Origin of the sequence: Solwaraspora sp. WMMD406, from assembly GCF_029626025.1 — a bacterium.
GTDB lineage: Bacteria > Actinomycetota > Actinomycetes > Mycobacteriales > Micromonosporaceae > Micromonospora_E.
The window spans coordinates 3,383,440-3,403,642 of record NZ_JARUBF010000001.1 but is presented as its reverse complement, the minus strand read 5'-3'; the positions used below and the strand labels follow the sequence as shown (position 1 = coordinate 3,403,642).

Here is a 20,203-nt window from a genome sequence, read left to right as displayed (position 1 = left end):
GGGCGAAACGGGCCCTGACCCTGGCGAAGATGACCGCACCGTTGGACATCGTCTGGTCCCGGCAGGACCTGGTGGTCGTGGACCGCTCGTTCCCGTCGACCCGGCCGTGCTCCGCCTGCGGCGCACTGGCCGAGCGGATGCCGTTGCCCGTCCGGTCGTGGACCTGCCGATGCGGGCAGGCCCACGACCGGGACGTCGACGCGGCCCGCAACCTTCTCGCGGAGGGGCTCTCCGTGACTGCCTGTGGAGGCGGTGTAAGACCTCACCGGGAGTCCTCCTCTCGGGCGGGGCGGTCGTCGGTGAAGCAGGAACCCCCTGGGGCGACCCAGGGAATCCCCGTCGGTTGGGGCGGGGAGGATTGTCAACGACCGTTGTCTTCGAGTGCCTTGCGGAAGAAGTCGCGCCCCTCGTCACCACCGCCGCTGCGCCACTCCTCGGTGATCTGGTCGAGGTCGCTGGTCGGTCGGCGCCCCCGCAGCACGTCGAGGATCTTGTCCTCGGTCGGCTGGCCGACGCGGGAGTAGTTGGCCGGCAGCTCCAGCTTGATCCCGGCCCACGGGTTGGGCTCCAGGTGCTTCACCGTCTCGTTGGAGTAGGCGAGCAGGCTCTCCACGTAACCGGGTACGTCGGCGGTCTGCACGATCGCCGGGTAGCGGCCGACGATGAAGGTGTACTGGTCGGCGATTTCCTGGCGGCCGAGCTCGGTCAGTTCCGGGCTGCCGTCGGCGCTGACGGTGTGGTGCTGGCCTTCGACGCCGTACTGGCGCAGGTGGTATTCCTCCGAGCCGAACGGCGCGGCGCACCAGTTGAGCACCCGCAGGATCTCCTCGACCCGTTCCTTGCCGAGGCCCTTTTTGACGAAGGTGTAGAAGACCGGCTTCTCCTCACCCCAGGCGATCGGGTCGCCCTGCCCGTCGGCCGAGAAGATCGGCACCGGCCGCATGTCGTACGCCGGGGTGATCTGTCGTTGCTCCGAGTACATGCCGCGCCAGGCGCCGATGCCGTCCTCGTAGCAGACCATCCGGCCGCTGTTGAACAACTGCTTGGCGTCGGCCGATCCCCGGCTCTCGGCGATGTCCGGGTGCACCAGTCCCTCGGCGAACAGTCGGGTGGTGAATTCGAGGGCTTCGCGGTACTCCTCGGTCTCGTACTTGAACTCCAGCCCACCGCCGTCGGTCTGACGCCAACCGCCCTGGGAACCGGGTACACCGTAGAACATCTGCACCATGTTGAACACCGAGCCGAACGCCCAGACGTTGTTGCCCGGATCGGTCATCGCCTTGCCGAACTCGTACAGCTCCTCGATGTTCTTCGGGGCCTGGACACCGGCGGTGTCGGTCAGGTCCTTGCGGTAGAACAGCGCGTACGGGAACGGTCCGTCGGTGGGCCACGGGACGGCGGCGAGCCGGCCGCCCCAGACCGCGTACTGCCAGGCCCCGGTCGGGAAGCAGGCCAGGTTGGGGTAGGCCAGCGCGGCGTCGCCGGCCAGGTAGTCGGTCAGGTCCTCGAACAGGGTGGAGACCGCGTCGGCGAAGCGCGGGATCTTGTCGATCTCCCAGTTGGGCGCGCAGAGCAGGTCCGGTACGTCGCGGGCGCCGAGGGCGGCGCTGAGCTTGTCGGCGTACGTGTTGCCGTCCTGGATGCTGAAGTCGACCGGGACGCCGAGCTGCTCGTTCACCGCCTGCAGGTAGGTGTTGCGGTCGATCCCGGGCGGGGTCGGGCCCCACCACGGGGTCATCGCGCTGATCGTCTCGCCGCCGGCGCCGGGTGTCTCGGTGACCGCCTTGACCAGTTGGGCGGGGTACTCGAGGTATCCGTCGGCGATCGGCCGGACCCCGGCGATGTCCGGGGTGACCAGGTCGAGGGGTTGGTACTTGGGCAGGACCGCGCTGATCGCGTCGACGTTGGTCGCGGTGCCCTGGGTCCCGGCCGGTCGGCTGCAGCCGGAGAGCAGTCCACCACCGGCTACCGCGGTGGCACCCAGACCGAGCAGGCCAAGGAATCGACGTCGGTTGGTGGCCGCGCTCGCGAGGGATGGATCCACGGCGCGCTCCCTTCGTATCGGCGAGCGGCTGTCCCGGTATGGCCGCCGGTGACGTGCCGCTCGTAATGGGGGTGTGGGGGTACGGTTTGCACGCTAGAGTTAGTTCGTCTGGTGACTAAACAAAGTAGCCGACGGTGACAGGTGCCACAAGGGAGGCCGACATGACGCGACCCACCAGCGGCGGCCCACCCCCGGAACCCGACCCCCGTACGCCGACGGCCGAGCCGATCACCCAGGTCGGCGAGGCGTAACGTGATCACCATGCAGAGCGGCCCGCAACCAGCGGACCTGACCGACGTACGCGCCACCAACCTCGCGGTCGTGCTGCGCTACGTCCGCGCCCACGCACCGTGCTCCCGGGCCGACATCGCCGCCGCCACCGGGCTCAACAAGGCGACCGTCTCCAGCCTCGTCGCCGATCTGATCGACCGGCGGCTGGTACGTGAGATCGGGCTGACCGAGCACCGGATCGGCCGGCCGGCCACCATGCTGGTCATCGACGGCGCGGCGTACGCGGCGGTCGGCATCGAGATCAGCGCGGACCACCTCACCGCCGTCGCGCTCGACCTCGCGGGCGGCGAGCTGCTGTCCTGGCGGCGGGCGTTCACCGGCCTGGCCGCCACCCCCGGGAAGGCGGCGAGTACGGTGGCCGCGCTGGCCGGCCGGGCGGTGGCCCGGGTGTCCCGGCAGGGTCGCCAGGTGTTGGGGCTGACGGTCGGCGTACCCGGTCTGGTCGACCGCGACGGGCGGGTCTGCCTGTCTCCCGAACTCGGCTGGCGCGACGTGGACCTGCGCACCGACCTGATCCGGGCGCTGCGCGAGCCGGCGTACGAGGTGGTGGTCGACAACGACGCGCAACTGGCCGCGTTGGCCGAACACCGGCACGGACCGCACGCCGGCACCGCCAACCTGGTGCACCTCACCGGTGGTGCCGGCATCGGCGCCGGCCTGGTGGTCGATGGTCGGCTGCTGCACGGCGCGCGTGGCTTCACCGGCGAGATCGGACACATCCAGCTCGACCCCGAGGGGCCGGTGTGCCGGTGCGGCGCCAACGGATGTCTGGAGGCGCTCGCCAGCGTGCCCGCCCTGATCCGCCGGGTCCTGCCCGACGCCGAGGCCGACGGGCCGCTGACCGACTTCGCGCCGGAGATCGACCGGGTACGGACCCTGGCTCGCGCCGGTGACGAGCGCGCCCTGGCCACACTCGCCGAGATCGGCCGGCACCTGGGCACCGGGGTGTCGATCCTGGCCAACCTGGTCAACCCCGAGGTGGTGCTGCTCGGCGGCTACTACGTTCCGTTGGCCGCTTGGCTGCTGCCGGCCGCGCAGGAGCAGCTGGCAGCCCGTACGGTGGCACCGGAGGCCGGCGGCGCGCGACTGGTCGCGTCCACTCTGGCCGGCGGCGCGGCGGCGACCGGCGGGGCCACCCGGGCGATCGCGGCGATCGACAGCGGTCGGATGCCGGCGATACCGACCAAGCCCGGCGGCTGAGGCGACCGCGCCCGCCGCCCCGCCGCCGCGCGGTCGCACGACCGACATCAATTCGTGGCGGATGGCCCCTTGACCGGCCGCCGGGGTGGATGTCAACCTCAAAGGGCTCTGCGGTTAACACGTGTGAAACCGTGTCGATGGTGGGGCATTTTTCGGACGGTCGTCGAAGCGCTTCGAGCCGGCGCTTCCCGGGCTGGCGGCCAGGCTCCACTCCGCACCGCCGCCTGCCCGCGCACGGCGCCGGAAACGGGTCCACCGACCGTTTCCCACCAACCGGACGCCGGGCGCCCCGCAGATCCCGGAAGGCGATCCACGATGAGCGACAGCACGTTCCGCGATCCCGAACAGCCCCTCACCGCCCGGGTCACCGACCTGCTCAGCCGGCTCACCCGCGCGGAGAAGATCGCCCTGCTGCACCAGCATCAGCCAGCTGTGCGGCGGCTGGGCCTCCCGGCGTTCCGCACCGGCACCGAAGCACTGCACGGGGTCGCCTGGCTCGGCCCGGCGACAGTCTTCCCACAGGCGATCGGGCTCGCGTCCAGTTGGAATCCGCGACTGCTGAGCGCGGTCGGCGAAGCGGTCGGCACCGAGGCACGGGCCTTCCACCACAAGGATCCGGGCACCGCCGGACTCAACGTGTGGGCACCAGTGGTCAACCCGCTACGCGACCCCCGGTGGGGACGCAACGAGGAGGGCTACGCCGAAGACCCGTGGCTGACCGGGGAACTGGCCACCGCGTACGCCGGCGGGCTGCGCGGCGACCACCCCACCTACCTGCGGACCGCGCCCACGTTGAAACACTTCCTCGGCTACAACAACGAGACCGATCGTGACACCACCTCCAGCAACCTGCCGCCCCGGGTGCTACACGAATACGAACTGCCCGCCTTCCGCGCCCCGATCGCCGCCGGCGCGGCGGTCGCGGTGATGGCGTCGTACAACCTGGTCAACGGTCGGCCCGCGCACCTCAGCCCGCTGATCGACGACGAGCTACGGCGCTGGACCGACCAGGACGTCCTGGTCGTCGGCGACGCGGGGGCGGCCACCAACATCGCCGGCTCCCAGGCGTACCTTCCCGATCACGTCACCGGATACGCGGCGGCGCTGCGGGCCGGTATCGACAGCTTCACCGAGAACGACGCCGATCCGGCCCCCACCATCGCGCGGATCACCGAGGCGTTGGACCGGGGACTGCTCGACGAGGCCGACGTCGACCAGGCGGTCCGGCACATCCTGGCGATCCGGATCCGGCTCGGCGACCTGGACCCCGCCGACCGCAACCCGTACGCGGCGATCGACACCGACGTGATCAACTGCCCGGCACATCAACGACTCGCCCGCGCCGCCGCCCGAGCGTCGATCGTCCTGCTGCGCAACGCACCCGTCGGCCCGCAGGAGCCGCCGCTACTGCCGTTGGACAGCGGCCGGATCCGGCGGATCGCGGTGATCGGCCCGCTCGCCGACACCGTACTGACCGACTGGTACAGCGGGACCCTGCCGTACGCGGTGACCGCCCGCGACGGGCTGGCCGCCCGCTTCGACACGGCCACCGTCACCCCGCACGAAGGCGTCGACCGGATCGCACTGCGCGTCGGCACCGGTACGGCGTACCTGCGGGCCAGCGGCGACCCGGACGGCGGTCCGCTGACGGCCAGCGCCCCCGAGGCGGTGCCCGAAAGCTGGTTCGACCTGTTCAGCTGGGGTGACGGCGTGATCGCCCTGCGCAGCGTCGCCAATGGACGTCATCTGGCCGCCGCCGACGACGGTGTGCTGCGCAACGATCGCACCGGACCGGGCGGCTGGGTGGTCAACGAGACCTTCCGGCTGGTCCGCCGCGCCGACGGCCGGCTGGCCCTGCACCACCTGGCCCGGGACCGGTTCGTGATCGTCGACCCCGACGGGGTGCTGCGGGCCGACGCCACCAGCGTCGACACGGCGACCGCGTTCACCGTCGAACTGGTCGCCGATGGTGCCCGGGACGCGGCGGCCCTCGCCCGCGACGCCGACGTCGCCGTCGTCGTGCTGGGCAACCATCCGATGGTGTGCGGACGGGAGACCGAGGACCGCACCGACCTGGCGCTGCCCGCCGGCCAGGAGTCGCTGCTGCGCGCGGTGCACGCCGCCAACCCCCGGACGGTGCTGGTGCTGGCCAGCAGCTACCCGTACGCCGTGGAATGGGCCGACCAGCACGTCCCGGCGATCCTGTGGTCGGCGCACGGCGGTCAGGAGTACGGCGCGGCGCTGGCGGAAGTGCTCTGCGGCGACGCCGACCCCGCCGGCCGGCTCACCCAGACCTGGTACCGGCGCACCGCCGACCTGCCGGACCTGCTCGACTACGACATCATCGCCTCGGACGCCACCTACCTCTACTTCCGGGGCGACCCCCTCTACCCGTTCGGGCACGGCCTGAGCTACACCACCTTCGACTACCGCGACCTGAGGTTGTCGGCCGCCACCACGGACGCCGACGGACTGGTCGAGGTCAGTGTCACGGTGCGCAACACCGGCACCCGCGCCGGGACCGAAGTGGTGCAGCTCTACACCCGGCAGCGACATTCGCGGGTCAAGCAGCCGCTGCGTCAGCTGCGCGGATTCCACCGGATCGAGCTCGGGCCGGGGGCGCAGGAGCCCGTACGGTTCCGGCTCGCCGCCGCCGACCTGGCCAGCTGGGACGTGACCCGGGGCCGCCCGGTGGTGGAGAGCGCCCGGCACACCGTCGCGATCGGCCGGTCCTGCACCGATCTGGTCGCCACCACCACACTCACCGTACGCGGCGAGCGCGTCGGCCCGCGCGATCCGCTGGCCGGGCCGTTGTGGGCGGCGGACAACGACGACTACGCCGGCATCGAACCCACCGACGACGTCGACGGCACCGCCCGCGACACCGACGCCGACACCGACGGCGTGACCGGATCGGCGGTCGGCGCGGCCGAGGCGGGCGGCTGGATCGCCTTCGCCGGCGTGGACTTCGGCTCGGGTCCGACCGCCGTCACCGCCCGGGTCGCGCAGCGGCGGGCCGACTGCGGACCGGACGGGTCGACCCTGACCCTGCGGCTGGACGACCCGCTGGTCGGACCGGTCGCCGGGACCCTGCCGGTGCCGGTGACCGGTGGCCGGCACGAATGGGCGACGGTGCGCGGTGAGCTCCACGGTGTGTCCGGAGTACGGGACCTCTATCTGCTGTTCGGTGCCGCAGGCGCTACCGTGAGCTACCTGAATTTCGCCGACGCCACGGACGGTGGTCCGGCCGGGGACAAGGATGGAGGTGCCTAGTGTCCACTCGGTCGCACCCACCGGCGGGCGGTGCCGGCGGCCGGTCTGACGCACCGGCCGACGACCTCCCCTCGCCGGTGTCGGCCACGGTGGCGGGCACCGGCAAACGGCCCGACATGGTGACGATCGCCGACGTCGCCCGACACGCCGGGGTCGCGGTCAGCACGGTGTCCTACGTGCTCAGTGGCAAACGGGCGATCTCGGCCACCACCCGGCAGCGGGTCCTGGCCAGCATCCACACTCTCGGCTACCACCCGCACGCCGGTGCGCGGGCGCTGGCCAGCCGACGGGCGAACGTGATCGCGCTGGTCCTGCCGCTGCGCTCCGGCATGCACCTGCCGGTGCTGATGCAGTTCGCGACCGCCGTGGTCACCACCGCGCGACAGTACGACCACGACGTCCTGCTGGTCACGGCCGACGAGGGACCGGCCGGGCTGCGCCGGATCGCGGCGAGCGCGATGGTCGACGGCATCGTGGTGATGGACGTGGAGATGCGTGACCCCCGGGTGCCCCTGCTGCGCGAGTTGGAACGGCCCAGCGTCCTGATCGGTTTCCCGGCCGAGGCAGACGGTCTGACCTGCGTCGACCTCGACTTCTATCGGGCCGGTGCGGCGTGCGTCGACCACCTGGCGACGCTCGGACATCGGCAGATGGCCCTGCTCGGCGCGCCGTCGGTGGTCTACGAGCGGGAGACCGGCTTCGCGCATCGCACCCGGGCCGGCTTCGCCGAGACCGCAGACCAGCACGGCGTCGACGCGATCGCCCAGCCCTGTGAGGAGAACTTCGACGCGGTACGCCGTGAGCTCGCCGGCCTGCTGCACCGCCATCCCGGGCTGACCAGCCTGGTGGTGCACAACGAAGCAGCGGTCGGGCACGTCCTGGCCGCACTGCCGACCCTGGGCCGGCAGGTGCCCGGCGACATCTCGGTGGTGGCGATCTGTCCGGACGAGGTGGCCGAACGCTCCGGTCCGGCGCTCACCTCGGTGTCGATCCCCGCCGAGGACGTCGGGCGGCAGGCGGTCAACCTGCTGATGCGCAAGTTGGAGGACGAGCCGGTGCCGGCGGCGACGCTGCTCGACCCACGGCTGACCGTACGGGCCAGCACGGGCACCGCCACCGCCGGCACCGGCCCGGCCGGCACCCAGCCGAGCGGCACCCAGCCGAGCGGAACCCGACCGACCAAGAGCAGCGTCGCCGCCCAGGCCCGGTCCACGACACCGGAGCGGGCGACAACGCCGGCGGCCCGCACCGGCACCACCTGACGGTCGGCGGCGGGTGGCTTGCCCCGCGTGCCGATTCTTGATCGACTCGCGCCATGGCAGACGAGATGGCGGCCGCCGACCGGCCCGGCCCGGCCCCCGCCGATCCCGGGCACATGGACGTCGCTGAGTTCCGCCGGTACGGGTACGAGGTGGTCGACTGGATCGCCGGCTACTGGGAGACCCTGGAGCGGCGGCCGGTCCAGCCGGCGGACAGCCCGCCGGGGGCGGTGGCCGCCGCGCTCCCGGCGGCACCGCCGGAGGACGGCACCGGCTTCGACGGCGTCCTCGCCGACCTCGATCGGATCGTGGCACCGGGCCTGACCCACTGGCAGCATCCCGGCTTCTTCGGCTACTTTCCGGCCAACACCTCGGGGCCGAGCGTGCTGGGCGACCTGGTCAGCGCGGGGCTCGGCGTACAGGGCATGCTCTGGGCCACCAGCCCGGCCTGCACCGAGATCGAGACGGTGATGCTCGACTGGCTGGCGCAACTGCTGGATCTGCCGTCCCGGTTCCGCAGCGACTCGGGCGGCGGCGGCGTCATCCAGGACTCGGCGTCCTCGGCGACCCTGGTCGCCACGCTCGCCGCGCTGCACCGGGCGAGCGGCGGACGCTGGCGGACCGACGGCACCACGGGCGGCTACACCGCGTACACCTCGACCGAAGGACATTCGTCGATCGAGAAGGCGGCCCGGATCGCCGGGATCGGCGACGACAACGTACGGCTGATCGAGACTGATCCGACGACGATGGCGATGCGACCGGCGGCGTTGCGCGCGGCGCTCGCCGCCGACGTGGCCGGCGGGCGGCGGCCGGCGATCGTGGTCGCCACCATCGGCACCACCTCGACGACCGCGATCGACCCGGTCGAGCGGATCGGCCCGATCTGCGCCGAGTACGGGGTGTGGCTGCACGTGGACGCCGCCTACGCCGGCGCCGCCGCGGTCTGCCCGGAACTTCGTTGGACCCACGCCGGGTTGGAACGGGCCGACTCGTACTGCTTCGATCCACACAAGTGGCTGTTGACCGGCTTCGACTGCGACGCGTTCTGGGTGGCCGACCGGGCCGGGTTGGTGGCCGCGTTGACCGTGCTGCCGGAGTTCCTGCGCAACGCGGCCTCCGAATCCGGTGCGGTGATCGACTACCGTGACTGGCAGGTGCCCCTCGGCCGGCGGTTCCGGGCACTCAAGTTGTGGTTCGTGCTCCGCTGGTACGGCGCGCGCGGACTGCGGGCGCACGTACGATCCGCAGTGGAGCACGCGGCCTGGTTCGCCGGGCGGGTCGCCGCCGACGACCGGTTCGAGGTGGTCGCACCGGGACCGTTCGCGCTGGTCTGCTTCCGGCTCCGGGCCGACCTGCCCGACGGCCGGCAGGAGCGAGCCGACTCGCTGAACTCCCCGCAGGAGCGAGCCGACGCGCTGAACTCCCGGTTGCTCGGGCGGGTGAACAGCGACGGGAGTGTCTTCCTGACCCACACCCGGGTCGGCGGGCGGTTCACGCTGCGGCTGGCGGTGGGTGCTCCGCGTACCGAGCGGCGCCATCTGGTCGCCGCCTGGGACCTGATCAGCCGGACCGCCGACGAGCTGCTGGGGCTCGACCAGTGAACCACGTCGCCGCCGCGCCGCCAGCGGTGGTCACGACGACCTCGGGTGGGTGACGACCGCCTCCCTGCCCTCCGGGTGGCCGGCCTGCGCCGGATCGGCGTTCGCTGACCCGACCAGGTGATCCGGCGTGCCGGCGGCCTCGGCACGGGTACGGCGCAGTACCCGTACGGCCAGTCCGAAAGCGACCACCCAGGCGGCGACGACCAGCAGATAGACGGTCACCCGCAGCTCACCGGCCACGTCGAAGGCGCGCATCATGGTGCGCGAGTTGGTGAGCACGATCAGCCCGCCGACCGCCGCGCCGAGCAGCTGGGCCGGTACGACCCGGACCAGGTACGCGGCGATCGGCGCGGCGATCAGGCCCCCGACCAGCAGGGCCGCCACGATCGGGAAGACGAAGCCCTGCGCGCCGAGCCCGATCAGGAAACCGAGGCTCGCGGCGACGGCGACCAGGAACTCCGAGGTGTCCACCGAGCCGATCACCTTGCGCGGCTCCAGCCGACCGGAGACCAACAGCGACGGGGTGGCCACCGGGCCCCAGCCGCCGCCACCGGTGGCGTCGATGAAACCGGCGGTCAGCCCGAGGGGGGCGAGAAACCGGGTCCGCAGCGGCCGGCGGACCCGGGTGGCACCGACCGGTCGGGCGAACCTGAGGAGCAGGTAGACCCCGAGGGCCAGCAGGATGCCCGCCATCCACGGTGCGGCGGCCTCGGTGGAGATCGAACTGAGCAGGGTGGCACCGGCGAAGGCCCCCACCGCACCGGGTACGGCGATCCGGGCCACGATCCGCCAGTCGACGTTGCCGAAGCGCCAGTGGGCGGTGCCGGAGGCGAGTGTGGTGCCGATCTCGGCCAGGTGCACGGAGGCGCTGGCCGAGGCGGGTGCCACGCCCGCGAGTAGGAGCAGGGTCGTCGAGGTGACTCCGTACGCCATGCCCAAGGCGCCGTCGACGAGTTGGGCGAGCAGACCGACCAGGGCGAGTATCAGCAATTTCCGCACGAGCCACCCACTTCAACGATCAAACCTACAGACTTAGTAGAGAATGTGGGAAGTAAGGTCCTCCTGTCAACAGTCGATTCACTGACCGGAGTCGGGCACGATGCCGACGACCCGCCCGGCCGCGACCTCAGCCCGGAAGCACCGACACGCGGATCAGCGGATCAGCTCCACGCGCGCGGATCGGCGGCCAGGTCCCGGACCCGGTCGGGCAGCTTCCCGGTGGCCACGTCGGCGACCGAGACGGATTCGAGGATCTCCCGCTCGCTGGCGCGCAACGCGATCCACACTTCCTGCAGGGCGGCGGCCGATCCCTGGTAGCCGAGCTCCTCCGGCCGCTGTCCCCGGACGTTGGCGAGCGGACCGTCGATCACCCGGATGATCTCCGCCAGGGTGATGTCCTCGGCCGGCCGGGCCAACCAGTAGCCGCCGTCGGGACCGCGCTGGGCCTGCACCACGCCGCCGCGACGCAACTGCAGCAGAATGCTCTCCAGGAACTTGGGTGGGATGCCCTGTGCCCGGGCGACCTGCTCGGCGGTGAGCACGGTCCGTCGCGCCTCGACCGCGGCCGACGCCAACTCGGCGACGGCCCGCAACGCATAGTCGACCCGTGCGGAGAGGCGCATACCCGTCAGGTTACGCCATTGTTTCCCGTATGGGACTAGCCGATCCGGCGGACCAGACCTTCCTGGACGGCGCTGGCGATGTGCCGGCCGTCGCGGGTGAACATGCGGCCGGTGGCGAGGCCGCGACCACCGGCGGCGGACGGGCTCCAGCAGTCGTAGAGGAACCATTCGTCGGCCCGGAACGGGCGGTGGAACCACAGCGCGTGGTCGAGGCTGGCGCCGGTCACCCCGCCCGGTCCCCACACCTCGCCGTGTACGGACAGCACCGAGTCGAGCAGGGTCAGATCCGAGGCGTAGGTGAGGACGCAGGCGTGCAGCAACGGATCGTCGGGCAGCTTGCCGTCGACCCGGATCCAGACCCGCTGGTACGGGTCGGCGGGTCGGTCGCCCGGCGCCACCAGCCCCGGTTCGCCGACGTAGCGCACGTCCATCGGCCGGGGAATGACCGCCCAGACGCCGAGCCGTTCCGGATAGCGGGCGAGCCGGTCCGCCATGGTCGGGACCGCCTCCGGGGCGGGCACGTCCGGCGGCTGGGGCGCCTGGTGCTCCAGCCCGTCCTCGTGGTGGTGGAACGACGCGGACATGAAGAAGATCGGCTTGCCGTGCTGGTAGGCCACGGACCGACGGACCGAGAAGGACCGCCCGTCGCGGATGTTCTCCACCTCGTAGTCGATCGGCTGAGCGCTGTCGCCGGGTCGGACGAAGTAGCCGTGCAGCGAATGCACCAGCCGTTGCGGGTCGACGGTCCGTCCGGCGGCCACCAACGCCTGGCCGGCGACCTGCCCGCCGAACACCCGCTGCGGCCCGACCTTCGGGCTGATCCCCCGGAAGGCGGCCGTACCCCGCTGTTCCAGGTCGAGGACCTCCAGCAGGTGGTCGACGGCGGCCTGGCCGGAGATCGGGCCGGAGCCCGGCGGCGGTGCCGCCGGGCTCGGGTCGGTCGGTCGACCGGCTGCGGTCACTGCAACGCCCGGGCCGCCGTCACGTCGACGAGACTGCCCAACTGGTGCACCCGCAGGGTGTTGGTGGATCCCGGAGTGCCGACCGGGCTGCCGGCGACGATCACCACGTACTCGCCGGGGTTGGCCCGGCCGAGACCGAGCAACGCCTGGTCGACCTGGCGGAACATGTCGTCGGTGTGCTGCACGAACGGCATCAGGAAGGTCTCCACGCCCCAGGACAGCGCCAACTGGTCGCGTACCTCGGCGACCGGGGTGAAGGCCAGCAGCGGCAGTTCGCACTGCAGCCGGGAGAGCCGGCGCACGGTGTCGCCGGTCTGGGTGAAAGCCACCATCGCCTTGGCGTTGATCGCCCGCGCGATGTGCGAGGCGGCCGAGGTCAGCGCACCACCGTGGGTACGGGGGTCGTGCTGCAGCCGGGGCACCGAGAGTGAGCCGTGCTCCGTCGTCGTGATGATCTTGGCCATGGTGCTGACGGTCAACACCGGGTACTTCCCGACGCTGGTCTCGCCCGAGAGCATCACCGCGTCCGTACCGTCGAGCACCGCGTTGGCCACGTCGGAGGCCTCGGCCCGGGTCGGCCGCGAGTTCTCGATCATCGAGTCCAGCATCTGGGTGGCGACGATGACCGGCTTGGCGTTCTCCCGGCAGAGCTGTACCGCGCGCTTCTGCACCAACGGCACCTCGTCGAGCGGCAACTCGACACCGAGGTCACCACGGGCGACCATGACGCCGTCGAAAGCGTCGACGATCGCCTCCAGATGGGTGACCGCCTCCGGCTTCTCGACCTTGGCCAGAACCGGCCGACGGACACCCTCCTCGTCCATGATCGCGTGGACCAGCTTGATGTCCTCCGGCGACCGGACGAAAGACAGCGCGACCATGTCCGCGCCCAGCCCGAGCGCGAAACGCAGGTCCTCGGTGTCCTTCTCCGACATCGCGGGCACGCTGACCGCGACGTTGGGCAGCGAGACGCCCTTGTTGTTGGAGACCGGCCCACCCTCCACGACCAGCACCCGGATGTCGTTGCCCTCGACCGCGCTGACCTCGACCGCGACCTTGCCGTCGTCGATCAGCAGGCGGTCGCCGGGGCGCACCTCCTGGGGCAGCTTGCGGTAGGTGCAGGAGACCCGGTCCCGGGTGCCGAGGATGTCGTCACTGGTGATCACCACCGAGTCACCGGTGCGCCACTCGTGCGGGCCGTCGGCGAACCGACCCAGTCGGATCTTGGGACCCTGCAGGTCAGCGAGGACCGCGACAGCCCGGCCGGACGCTTTCGCGGCCTCCCGGACAAGGCGGTAGACCTGCTCGTGGTCGGCGTGGCTGCCGTGGCTGAAGTTGAGCCGGGCCACATCCATGCCGGCCTCCACCAGTCCGCGGATGCGCTCCGGGGACGACGTGGCGGGGCCAAGCGTACAAACGATCTTTGCGCGGCGTGTCACGCCCATCAGGCTAGTCTCTCCCCTTGATCGACCAAGTGGCCGACCCATCAGATGTCCGAACGGAAGTGCTCACCAGCGTCCGGCCGCTCCACGGCGACATCGTCACCACGGGCGGGCCGCAGGACGCCTGACCGGCGGGCATCGACGACCGCACCCATCAGCGTAGCGCGCCACATGACCGCGGCGGTACGCCCGGGCGGCTCGCTGTCACACACCGGATGAACCCAAGCCCTCGGCCCACGCCGAACCCACCACCCACCGGATCCCGCCGGATCCCACTGATCGTTACGCGATCATTAGCCGGATCGTCACATCGACACGGTTAACTCATCACCCGTCGGCTGCTTCCCCGGACGGTGGCGGACCAGACGGTGGCCGGCATGCCCTGGAGGTGGCGACAGGTGACACGGAGCAATCGGACCCGATCGGCGGCCCGCACGGTGGTGACGGCCCTACTGGCCGGCGCGATCGCGGCCGCCCTCGGAGCCGGCGGCGGCGCGGGCGCGGCGGCGGCGAACGCCGGTGACGGCCGGCCCGCCGGCGACAGCGGCCGGCACAACGGCAAGGGCCACGGCGGCGGGCACGGCACGCCGGGCGGGATCCGGTTCGCCACCTTCAACGCGTCGTTGAACCGCGCGACCGAAGGCGGCCTGGTCGCCGATCTGTCGACGCCGGGCAACGCGCAGGCCGCCAACGTCGCCGAGGTGATCCAGCGGGTCCGGCCCGACGTCCTGCTGATCAACGAGTTCGACCACGACGCCGAGGGGCGGTCGCTGGAGTTATTCCAGCGCAACTACCTGTCCCGGGGGCAGGGCGGGGCCAGGCCGATCCACTACCCGTACCGGTTCGCCGCCGCGTCGAACACCGGCGTGCCCTCCGGGCACGACCTCAACCGCGACGGTACGGTCGGCGGCCCGGACGACGCGTACGGCTTCGGGTTCTTCCCCGGCCAGTACGGCATGGCCGTGTACTCGCGCTACCCGATCGACCGGTGGTCGGTGCGAACCTTCCAGACGTTCCGCTGGCAGGACATGCCTGACGCGCTGCTGCCCGACGACCCGGCCACCCCCGAACCGGCCGACTGGTTCTCCCCCGAGGCCCTCGCCGACGTACGGCTGTCGTCCAAGAGCCACTGGGACGTACCGGTACGAGTCGGCGGCCGGACCGTGCACCTGCTGGCCAGCCACCCGACGCCACCGGTGTTCGACGGCCCGGAGGACCGCAACGGCCGCCGCAACCACGACGAGATCCGGTTCTGGGCCGACTACGTCTCGCCGGGCCGCTCCGGCTACGTCTACGACGACCGGGGCCGCCGGGGCGGTCTGCGACCGGGTGCCCGGTTCGTCATCGCCGGAGACCTCAACTCCGACCCGTACGACGGCGACAGCATCCCCGGCGCCGCCCAGCAGGTCACCGAGCATCCGCTGGTCAACGACCGGACGCCGCCGACCAGCGCCGGCGGACCGGCCGCCACCGACCGCCAGGGCGGGGCGAACCTGACCCACGAGGGCGACCCGCGCCACGACACGGCGGACTTCGCCGACAACACCCCGGGCAACCTGCGGGTCGACTACGTACTGCCCAGCCGTGGACTGCCCGTACGCGGCAGCGGCGTCTTCTGGCCGGTGCCGACGGACCCGCTGTTCCGGCTGGTCGGCGACTACGACCCGGCGCTACCCGGCGGCTTCCCCACCTCGGATCACCGGCTCGTCTGGCTCGACGTACGGATGTGAGCCAGGCTCGACGTACGGTGCACCCGGAACTCGACGGTGCGCCGCCCGAACAGCGGTACCTGACCGGGCAGGCCGGCCACGGCCACCGACGCCCGGAGCGTGAAAGTCACCGGCATGGCCGTCACGTCGGCCGGGAGCGCGAGCAACACCCGCAGCTCCCGGCCGACGTGCAGCGGTTGTTCGCCGACCGGGCTGAAGTCCCGGTGCGCGTAGCGGAACCGTGGCCCGGAGGTGGTCACCTTCGGCAGGTAGACGTCCTGCTCCAGGACCCGGAACCGGGCCGCTTCCGGCGCCAGCGGGACCGCCGCGATCTCGAAGGTCAACGTACGGGCCGGATCCGGCTACGGTCACCCGACCAGTCTGCCGCCCGCGTCGCGTCGACGCACGGCGCTGCGCCGGGTCGACCGGCTCGCCCGTGGCCGCGTACCCGCGCCCTGAGGCGTCCGGTCGGGAACTGCGTGACGGGTCCCGCCGGTCGACAAGCGAGGTTCAGTCGGTGCCGGTGGCGGCGAGCGAGCCGGGTGGGTTGACCTGGCGGGACGCCACCGCCGTCAGCGGGATCTCGGCGGCCCGTACCCCCATGTCGGTCCGGGCCCGCTGGTAGAACTCGGCCCTGGCCCGCCGGTAGTCCGCGAACCCGTCGCGCCAGATCTGGTCGTCGACCGGTTCGTCGCCGGTCGCGAAGCCCTCCAGCCGCCACAGCGTCTCGGTCAACGCCTGGGCGGCGGTGATCGTCGGACCGTCGGCGAGCAGCAGGATCGACTCGAACCGCACCGAGCGGTCCGACTCGGCCTGCCCGAGCAACGCCAGCCCTTCGTCGCGGCCGATCGGGCTGATCGACGTGATCAGTCCTCGGCAGGCCAGCACCCGGGAGGAGAGCAGGGCGATTCGTTTGGCGGTGGCGGCGAACTCGGTGTAGGCGGCGAGCCGGCGCTCGTCCCACCGTACGCCAAGCTCCCGACGCCACCGGCTGCGCTCGGTCAACCCGGTGCCGACGTAGGTCAGCACGCCGCCGACGGCGACCGCCAGGATGGTCGGCAGGTGATCCAGTAGGGACATCGTGTTCTCCCGTCAGCCCGGTCGATCCTCAGGGTAGGAACACCCCGCCACGGGACCGGGTCACCGCCACGGACCGCGCCGACAAGGGAACGGCCGGCGGCGTTACCGCCGGGGCGGTCGGGGTACGCCAGGAACGTGTCGTCTGCCACGGGCGACCGCGCCACCCGCTCGGACGATCAACGGAGAAGTTGATGACGAACCGGAGTTACCTGCGGCTGGGCCTCGCCCTGACCCTCAGTTTCATCGTGATGCTGCTGCTGACGTACTCGATGATCTGGACGTTCGACGATTTTTACCTGAACCTGAGCAACACCTACATGGCGGTGATGATGGTCGCCCCGATGGGTCTGATCATGCTCGGTGTCATGTGGATCATGTTCAAGAACCGGGCCCTCAACGTCGTTCTCACTATCGGCTTCGCCGCGCTGTTCGTCGTCGCCTTCGTCCTCGGCCGACAGGAGACCTTCATCGGCAACGAACAGTTCCTCAAGTCGATGATCCCGCACCACTCACGGGCGATCCTGGTCTGCGAACGATCGGACATCACCGATCCCGAGATCATCGAGTTGTGCGCGCAGATCGTAGAGTCGCAGCAGGAGGAGATCGACCAGATGAAGCAGATCCTGGAACGCTACGAATGACCGTCGTCAGGTGGGCGACGCTCGCCGTACTCGCGGTCGCCGTCGCAGCTGCCACCGTGGCGTGCATCGCCGAACCGCCCGACGCCGATGGTGGCGACACCGACGGTACGCAGCCGTCGGTGCCCGTACGGTCGTCTCGGTGACCGCGACACGCGGCCCGGCACTGGTCGGCACGGTCGAGATCCCGACGGGCACCCTGTGGATCACCATCGACTGCCTCGGCGGGGACCTGGCGGTCGTGGCGCGGCCCTGGTCCCGCGCCGACGTGGTCTGCGCCGACGACGAGGTCCGCTGGAACCTGCGCGTCGAGCATTCGGCGACCGGACCGGCCAGCGGCTAACCTGCCCCGGTGAACGGATGCGTGTTCTGCCGGATCGTGGCCGGCGACTCCCCTGCCTGGCGGGTCGCCGACACGGCCGCCGGGGTGGCGTTCCTGGACACCCGGCCGGTGTTCCGGGGGCACGTGTTGATCTCGCCCCGCCCGCATCTGGTGACGCTGACCGATCTGCCGCCGGCCGATCTGGCGGGCTATTTCGCGTTGGTGCAGCGGGTCGCGGCGGCGGTCGAAGCCGGACTCGACGCGGGCGGCACGTTCGTCGCGATCAACAACCGGGTGTCCCAGTCGGTGCCGCATCTGCACACCCACGTCGTGCCCCGTACCAAGGGTGACGGCCTGCGCGGCTTCTTCTGGCCGCGCACCCGCTACGCCGACGACGCGCAGGCCCGGCAGTACGCCGAGCGGATCGCCGCCGCGCTGCCCGCCGACTGATCCTGACCCGGTGAGACGACGGGGTCGAGGTCACCGGCGGGCGGGCAGCGGCACCACCGTGTACGGCAGTACCGGGTCGGTGGCCCCGTACTGGAGGTTTGACCACCAGCAGGTCCCGGCCGTCGAACGCGGCCGTCGACGGGCCGTGCAGCCGGGGGTCCGTGACCCGGGCCACCAGGGTGGCCCGGGTGGCGTGGCGGTGCAGCCGCAGCACGTTGACCGTGTCGCCGGTGCCGTCGACGTTGCTGACCGCGTACAGCAGGTCGACGCGGTGCAGCGCGCCGGCGTCGTCGCCGCCGAGGAGGGCAGCTTCGAGGGCGCGGCGCGGCGGTTGCACATGGCGCAGCCGCCGCTGAGCCGGCAGATCCGCGACCTGGAGCGGCAGCTCGGCGTACCGCTGTTCGATCGGCGACCGACCCGGATCGCCGACCAGCTCGCGGCCGATCAGCGCTGGTGAGGTCGCATCGTCCCGGGCGATACGGCAACGGGTGACAACCGAGCGGGGTCAGCGACGGAAGATGGTGATCGAGTGTCCGATTTGCTCGATCGGCTGGCTGCTGTCGATCAGCTCGCGCAGCTCACCGCCGGTGGTCGCCACCCAGGTGTTGGAGACCACCAACAAGCCGCGTACCTCCTCGGGAGCCGCGTCGCGCGGGTCGGACGCGGTGATGCCGTAATACTCCGGGACGCCGGCACCCTTGTAGGCCAGCCACACCCGTTCGTCCGGGTAGCGCTGCCGCAGCCGGTCGGCCAACCGCGCCAGGTCCTGCCCCCAGTCCACGTTCGAGTCGTGCAGATGGTGGTAGGTGCGGGCCGGGCCGCCGAACGCCTCGTTGGCGTACGGCAGGTAGAACGGAAACGCGCGGAGCGAACTGACCGCGACCAGCGCGACCAGCACGGCCGCCGTCGGCCGGACGTAGCGGGCGGCGCCGGCCGGCCACCGTACGGCGGTCACGGCCGCCGCAGCCACCGCCAGGAACATCGGGATGACGATCGCGTAGCGGACGCCGAGGTCGCGGTCGCTGGTCATCGCCGCCGCCAGCAGGACGCCCGCCGGCAGCAGCAGGTACGCGGCGGCCGCCCGCAGCCGGGGCACGGTCAGCATGACGATCGCGCCGACCAGCCAGAGCGCCAGCGCGCCGAGTGGGCTCTTCACCAGCAGCGCGGCCGGCAGGTAGTACCACCGCGAGCCGGAGTACGTCTGGCCGAACAGGTAGCCGCCCCACACCCGGTCCTCGAAGCCGAACTGGATCCGCATGCCGTCACGGAACGACTCCGGGAACGGCAACCAGTTGATCACCGTCCCGCGTAGCCCGTCCACCACCGGCACCGCGTCGGCTGCCACCGTCGGCAGGCGCCAGTCGACCACCAGGTAACTCGCCCACACCGTCGCCACCGCGAGCAGCCCGACCGCGATCGCGGCCATGCCGGCGACGGCCAGCAGTCGCGGCCTGGGCGCGGCCGGCCGGGCCCGCCAGACCGACCAGGTGGCGAGCGCCAGCAGCACCGGTACGGCGGCCAAGGCGCTCATCTTGGTGGCCAGCGCCGCGCCGAGCGCCAGGCCGGCGGCCGGCAGGTAGATCCAGGGCCGCCGCCGAGCCCGCCACAGCAGCCAGACCGACGTCAGCAGGAAGCCGGCGGTCGGTACGTCCAGCGTCGCCAGCGAGCCGTGGGCGATCACGTCGGGGGTGAACGCGTACAGGGCCAGCGCCGCGAGGCCGCCCGCCGGCCCGGTCAGGTCCCGGGCGAACGCGAGGACCACCAGGCCGAACGCGAGGGTCAGCCCGATCATCGGCAGCCGGGCCAGGAGCAGCAGTCGGTCGGCGTCGTTTCCCGCCTCGTACAGCACGTGCCGGCCGAGGTCCGTCTGGTTGCCCCGGAAGCCCGGATCGATCCGGGGGTCGGCGAACGCGAGGCCGGCCCCGATAATCAGCTTGCCCAACGGCGGATGCTCCGGGTTGACCTGCAGGCCGCCGCCCTGCGGGTAGAGCGCGGCCGCGCCGACGTACACCGGCTCGTCGATCGTCGGGGCCTGGGCGAGCGCGGTGGTGACCATCGCGAACGCCATCTGCCCGAGCAGCACGGCCACGACCAGCGGGTACCACCAGCGTCGGTGCCGCCGCAGCCACCCAGGGTGGTCCGTCGGCTCCGCGACCTTCTCCGCGACCTTCTCCACGACCGGAACGGAACCGTCGTCGCGAGCGACGGACGCCTCCGGGATGACGATCCCATCGTGGCTGACGGCCTGCGATTCTCCACGCGACGGGCTCACGGGCAGCGAGCCTATCGCGATGGTCGATCGGGCCG

At 71.7% G+C, this 20,203-nt stretch carries 17 protein-coding genes and 1 pseudogene; 10 read left to right on the top strand and 8 right to left on the bottom strand.

What is annotated here, in order from left to right:
* Positions 1-361 precede the first annotated feature (361 nt).
* Entirely contained in the window at positions 362-2,044 is a 1,683-nt protein-coding gene (locus tag O7632_RS15265; protein ID WP_278115025.1) for an extracellular solute-binding protein, read from the bottom strand.
* Positions 2,045-2,305: 261 nt separating this feature from the next.
* Between O7632_RS15265 and O7632_RS15260 the strand changes: the two genes are divergently transcribed.
* The 4 genes from O7632_RS15260 to O7632_RS15245 all read left to right on the top strand — a co-directional run bounded on the left by O7632_RS15260 (position 2,306) and on the right by O7632_RS15245 (position 9,671).
* Positions 2,306-3,535 carry an ROK family transcriptional regulator gene (locus tag O7632_RS15260; protein ID WP_278115024.1) on the top strand — a complete coding sequence of 410 codons (1,230 nt, stop codon included), beginning with the start codon at positions 2,306-2,308 and terminating at the stop codon, positions 3,533-3,535.
* A gap of 315 nt (positions 3,536-3,850) precedes the next feature.
* Positions 3,851-6,808, top strand: coding sequence for a glycoside hydrolase family 3 protein (locus O7632_RS15255; RefSeq protein WP_278115023.1), 2,958 nt, complete (start codon positions 3,851-3,853; stop codon positions 6,806-6,808).
* Positions 6,808-8,070, top strand: coding sequence for a LacI family DNA-binding transcriptional regulator (locus O7632_RS15250; RefSeq protein ID WP_278115022.1), 1,263 nt, complete (start codon positions 6,808-6,810; stop codon positions 8,068-8,070). Before O7632_RS15255 ends, O7632_RS15250 begins: the two co-directional genes overlap by 1 nt.
* Before the next feature lie 53 nt (positions 8,071-8,123).
* Entirely contained in the window at positions 8,124-9,671 is a 1,548-nt protein-coding gene (locus O7632_RS15245) for a pyridoxal-dependent decarboxylase (protein ID WP_278115021.1), read from the top strand.
* 30 nt (positions 9,672-9,701) lie between these two features.
* Here O7632_RS15245 and O7632_RS15240 read toward each other — a convergent pair whose 3' ends face one another.
* The 4 genes from O7632_RS15240 to pyk form a co-directional block, all read right to left on the bottom strand.
* A complete protein-coding gene (locus tag O7632_RS15240) occupies positions 9,702-10,670 on the bottom strand; it encodes a sulfite exporter TauE/SafE family protein (RefSeq protein WP_278115020.1) in 969 nt (322 codons plus the stop codon).
* 161 nt (positions 10,671-10,831) lie between these two features.
* Entirely contained in the window at positions 10,832-11,293 is a 462-nt protein-coding gene (locus O7632_RS15235; RefSeq protein WP_278115019.1) for an Rrf2 family transcriptional regulator, read from the bottom strand.
* 35 nt (positions 11,294-11,328) lie between these two features.
* Positions 11,329-12,192: an acyl-CoA thioesterase II gene (locus O7632_RS15230; RefSeq protein WP_278120062.1), complete on the bottom strand. Its 864-nt coding sequence runs from the start codon at positions 12,190-12,192 to the stop codon at positions 11,329-11,331.
* A gap of 59 nt (positions 12,193-12,251) precedes the next feature.
* Entirely contained in the window at positions 12,252-13,700 is a 1,449-nt protein-coding gene (gene pyk, locus O7632_RS15225) for a pyruvate kinase (protein ID WP_278115018.1), read from the bottom strand.
* Positions 13,701-14,095: 395 nt separating this feature from the next.
* On the opposite strand from pyk, the gene O7632_RS15220 reads away from it, so the two are divergent.
* On the top strand, positions 14,096-15,427 hold the full coding sequence (locus O7632_RS15220) for an endonuclease/exonuclease/phosphatase family protein (RefSeq protein ID WP_278115017.1): 1,332 nt from the start codon (positions 14,096-14,098) through the stop codon (positions 15,425-15,427).
* Here the strand turns inward: O7632_RS15220 and O7632_RS15215 are convergent.
* The gene (locus O7632_RS15215; RefSeq protein WP_278115016.1) at positions 15,394-15,750 is read right to left on the bottom strand and encodes a hypothetical protein; all 357 of its coding nucleotides are present in this window, start codon (positions 15,748-15,750) and stop codon (positions 15,394-15,396) included. The genes O7632_RS15220 and O7632_RS15215 overlap by 34 nt on opposite strands.
* A gap of 166 nt (positions 15,751-15,916) precedes the next feature.
* Complete coding sequence (locus tag O7632_RS15210) at positions 15,917-16,486, bottom strand: hypothetical protein (protein ID WP_278115015.1); 570 nt, start codon at positions 16,484-16,486, stop codon at positions 15,917-15,919.
* Between the two features lie 191 nt (positions 16,487-16,677).
* On the opposite strand from O7632_RS15210, the gene O7632_RS15205 reads away from it, so the two are divergent.
* The 5 genes and pseudogenes from O7632_RS15205 to O7632_RS32240 all read left to right on the top strand — a co-directional run.
* A complete protein-coding gene (locus tag O7632_RS15205) occupies positions 16,678-17,127 on the top strand; it encodes a DUF305 domain-containing protein (protein ID WP_278115014.1) in 450 nt (149 codons plus the stop codon).
* The gene (locus O7632_RS15200; protein ID WP_278115012.1) at positions 17,124-17,270 is read left to right on the top strand and encodes a hypothetical protein; all 147 of its coding nucleotides are present in this window, start codon (positions 17,124-17,126) and stop codon (positions 17,268-17,270) included. The genes O7632_RS15205 and O7632_RS15200 overlap by 4 nt, the downstream gene beginning before the upstream one ends.
* A complete protein-coding gene (locus O7632_RS15195) occupies positions 17,267-17,467 on the top strand; it encodes a hypothetical protein (protein WP_278115010.1) in 201 nt (66 codons plus the stop codon). Before O7632_RS15200 ends, O7632_RS15195 begins: the two co-directional genes overlap by 4 nt.
* A gap of 9 nt (positions 17,468-17,476) precedes the next feature.
* Positions 17,477-17,896 carry an HIT family protein gene (locus tag O7632_RS15190; protein WP_278115008.1) on the top strand — a complete coding sequence of 140 codons (420 nt, stop codon included), beginning with the start codon at positions 17,477-17,479 and terminating at the stop codon, positions 17,894-17,896.
* Positions 17,897-18,167: 271 nt separating this feature from the next.
* Positions 18,168-18,320 (top strand): annotated as a pseudogene (locus O7632_RS32240) (LysR family transcriptional regulator); the annotation flags it as partial.
* A gap of 81 nt (positions 18,321-18,401) precedes the next feature.
* Here O7632_RS32240 and O7632_RS15180 read toward each other — a convergent pair.
* On the bottom strand, positions 18,402-20,168 hold the full coding sequence (locus O7632_RS15180) for a phospholipid carrier-dependent glycosyltransferase (protein ID WP_278115004.1): 1,767 nt from the start codon (positions 20,166-20,168) through the stop codon (positions 18,402-18,404).
* Positions 20,169-20,203 lie beyond the last annotated feature (35 nt).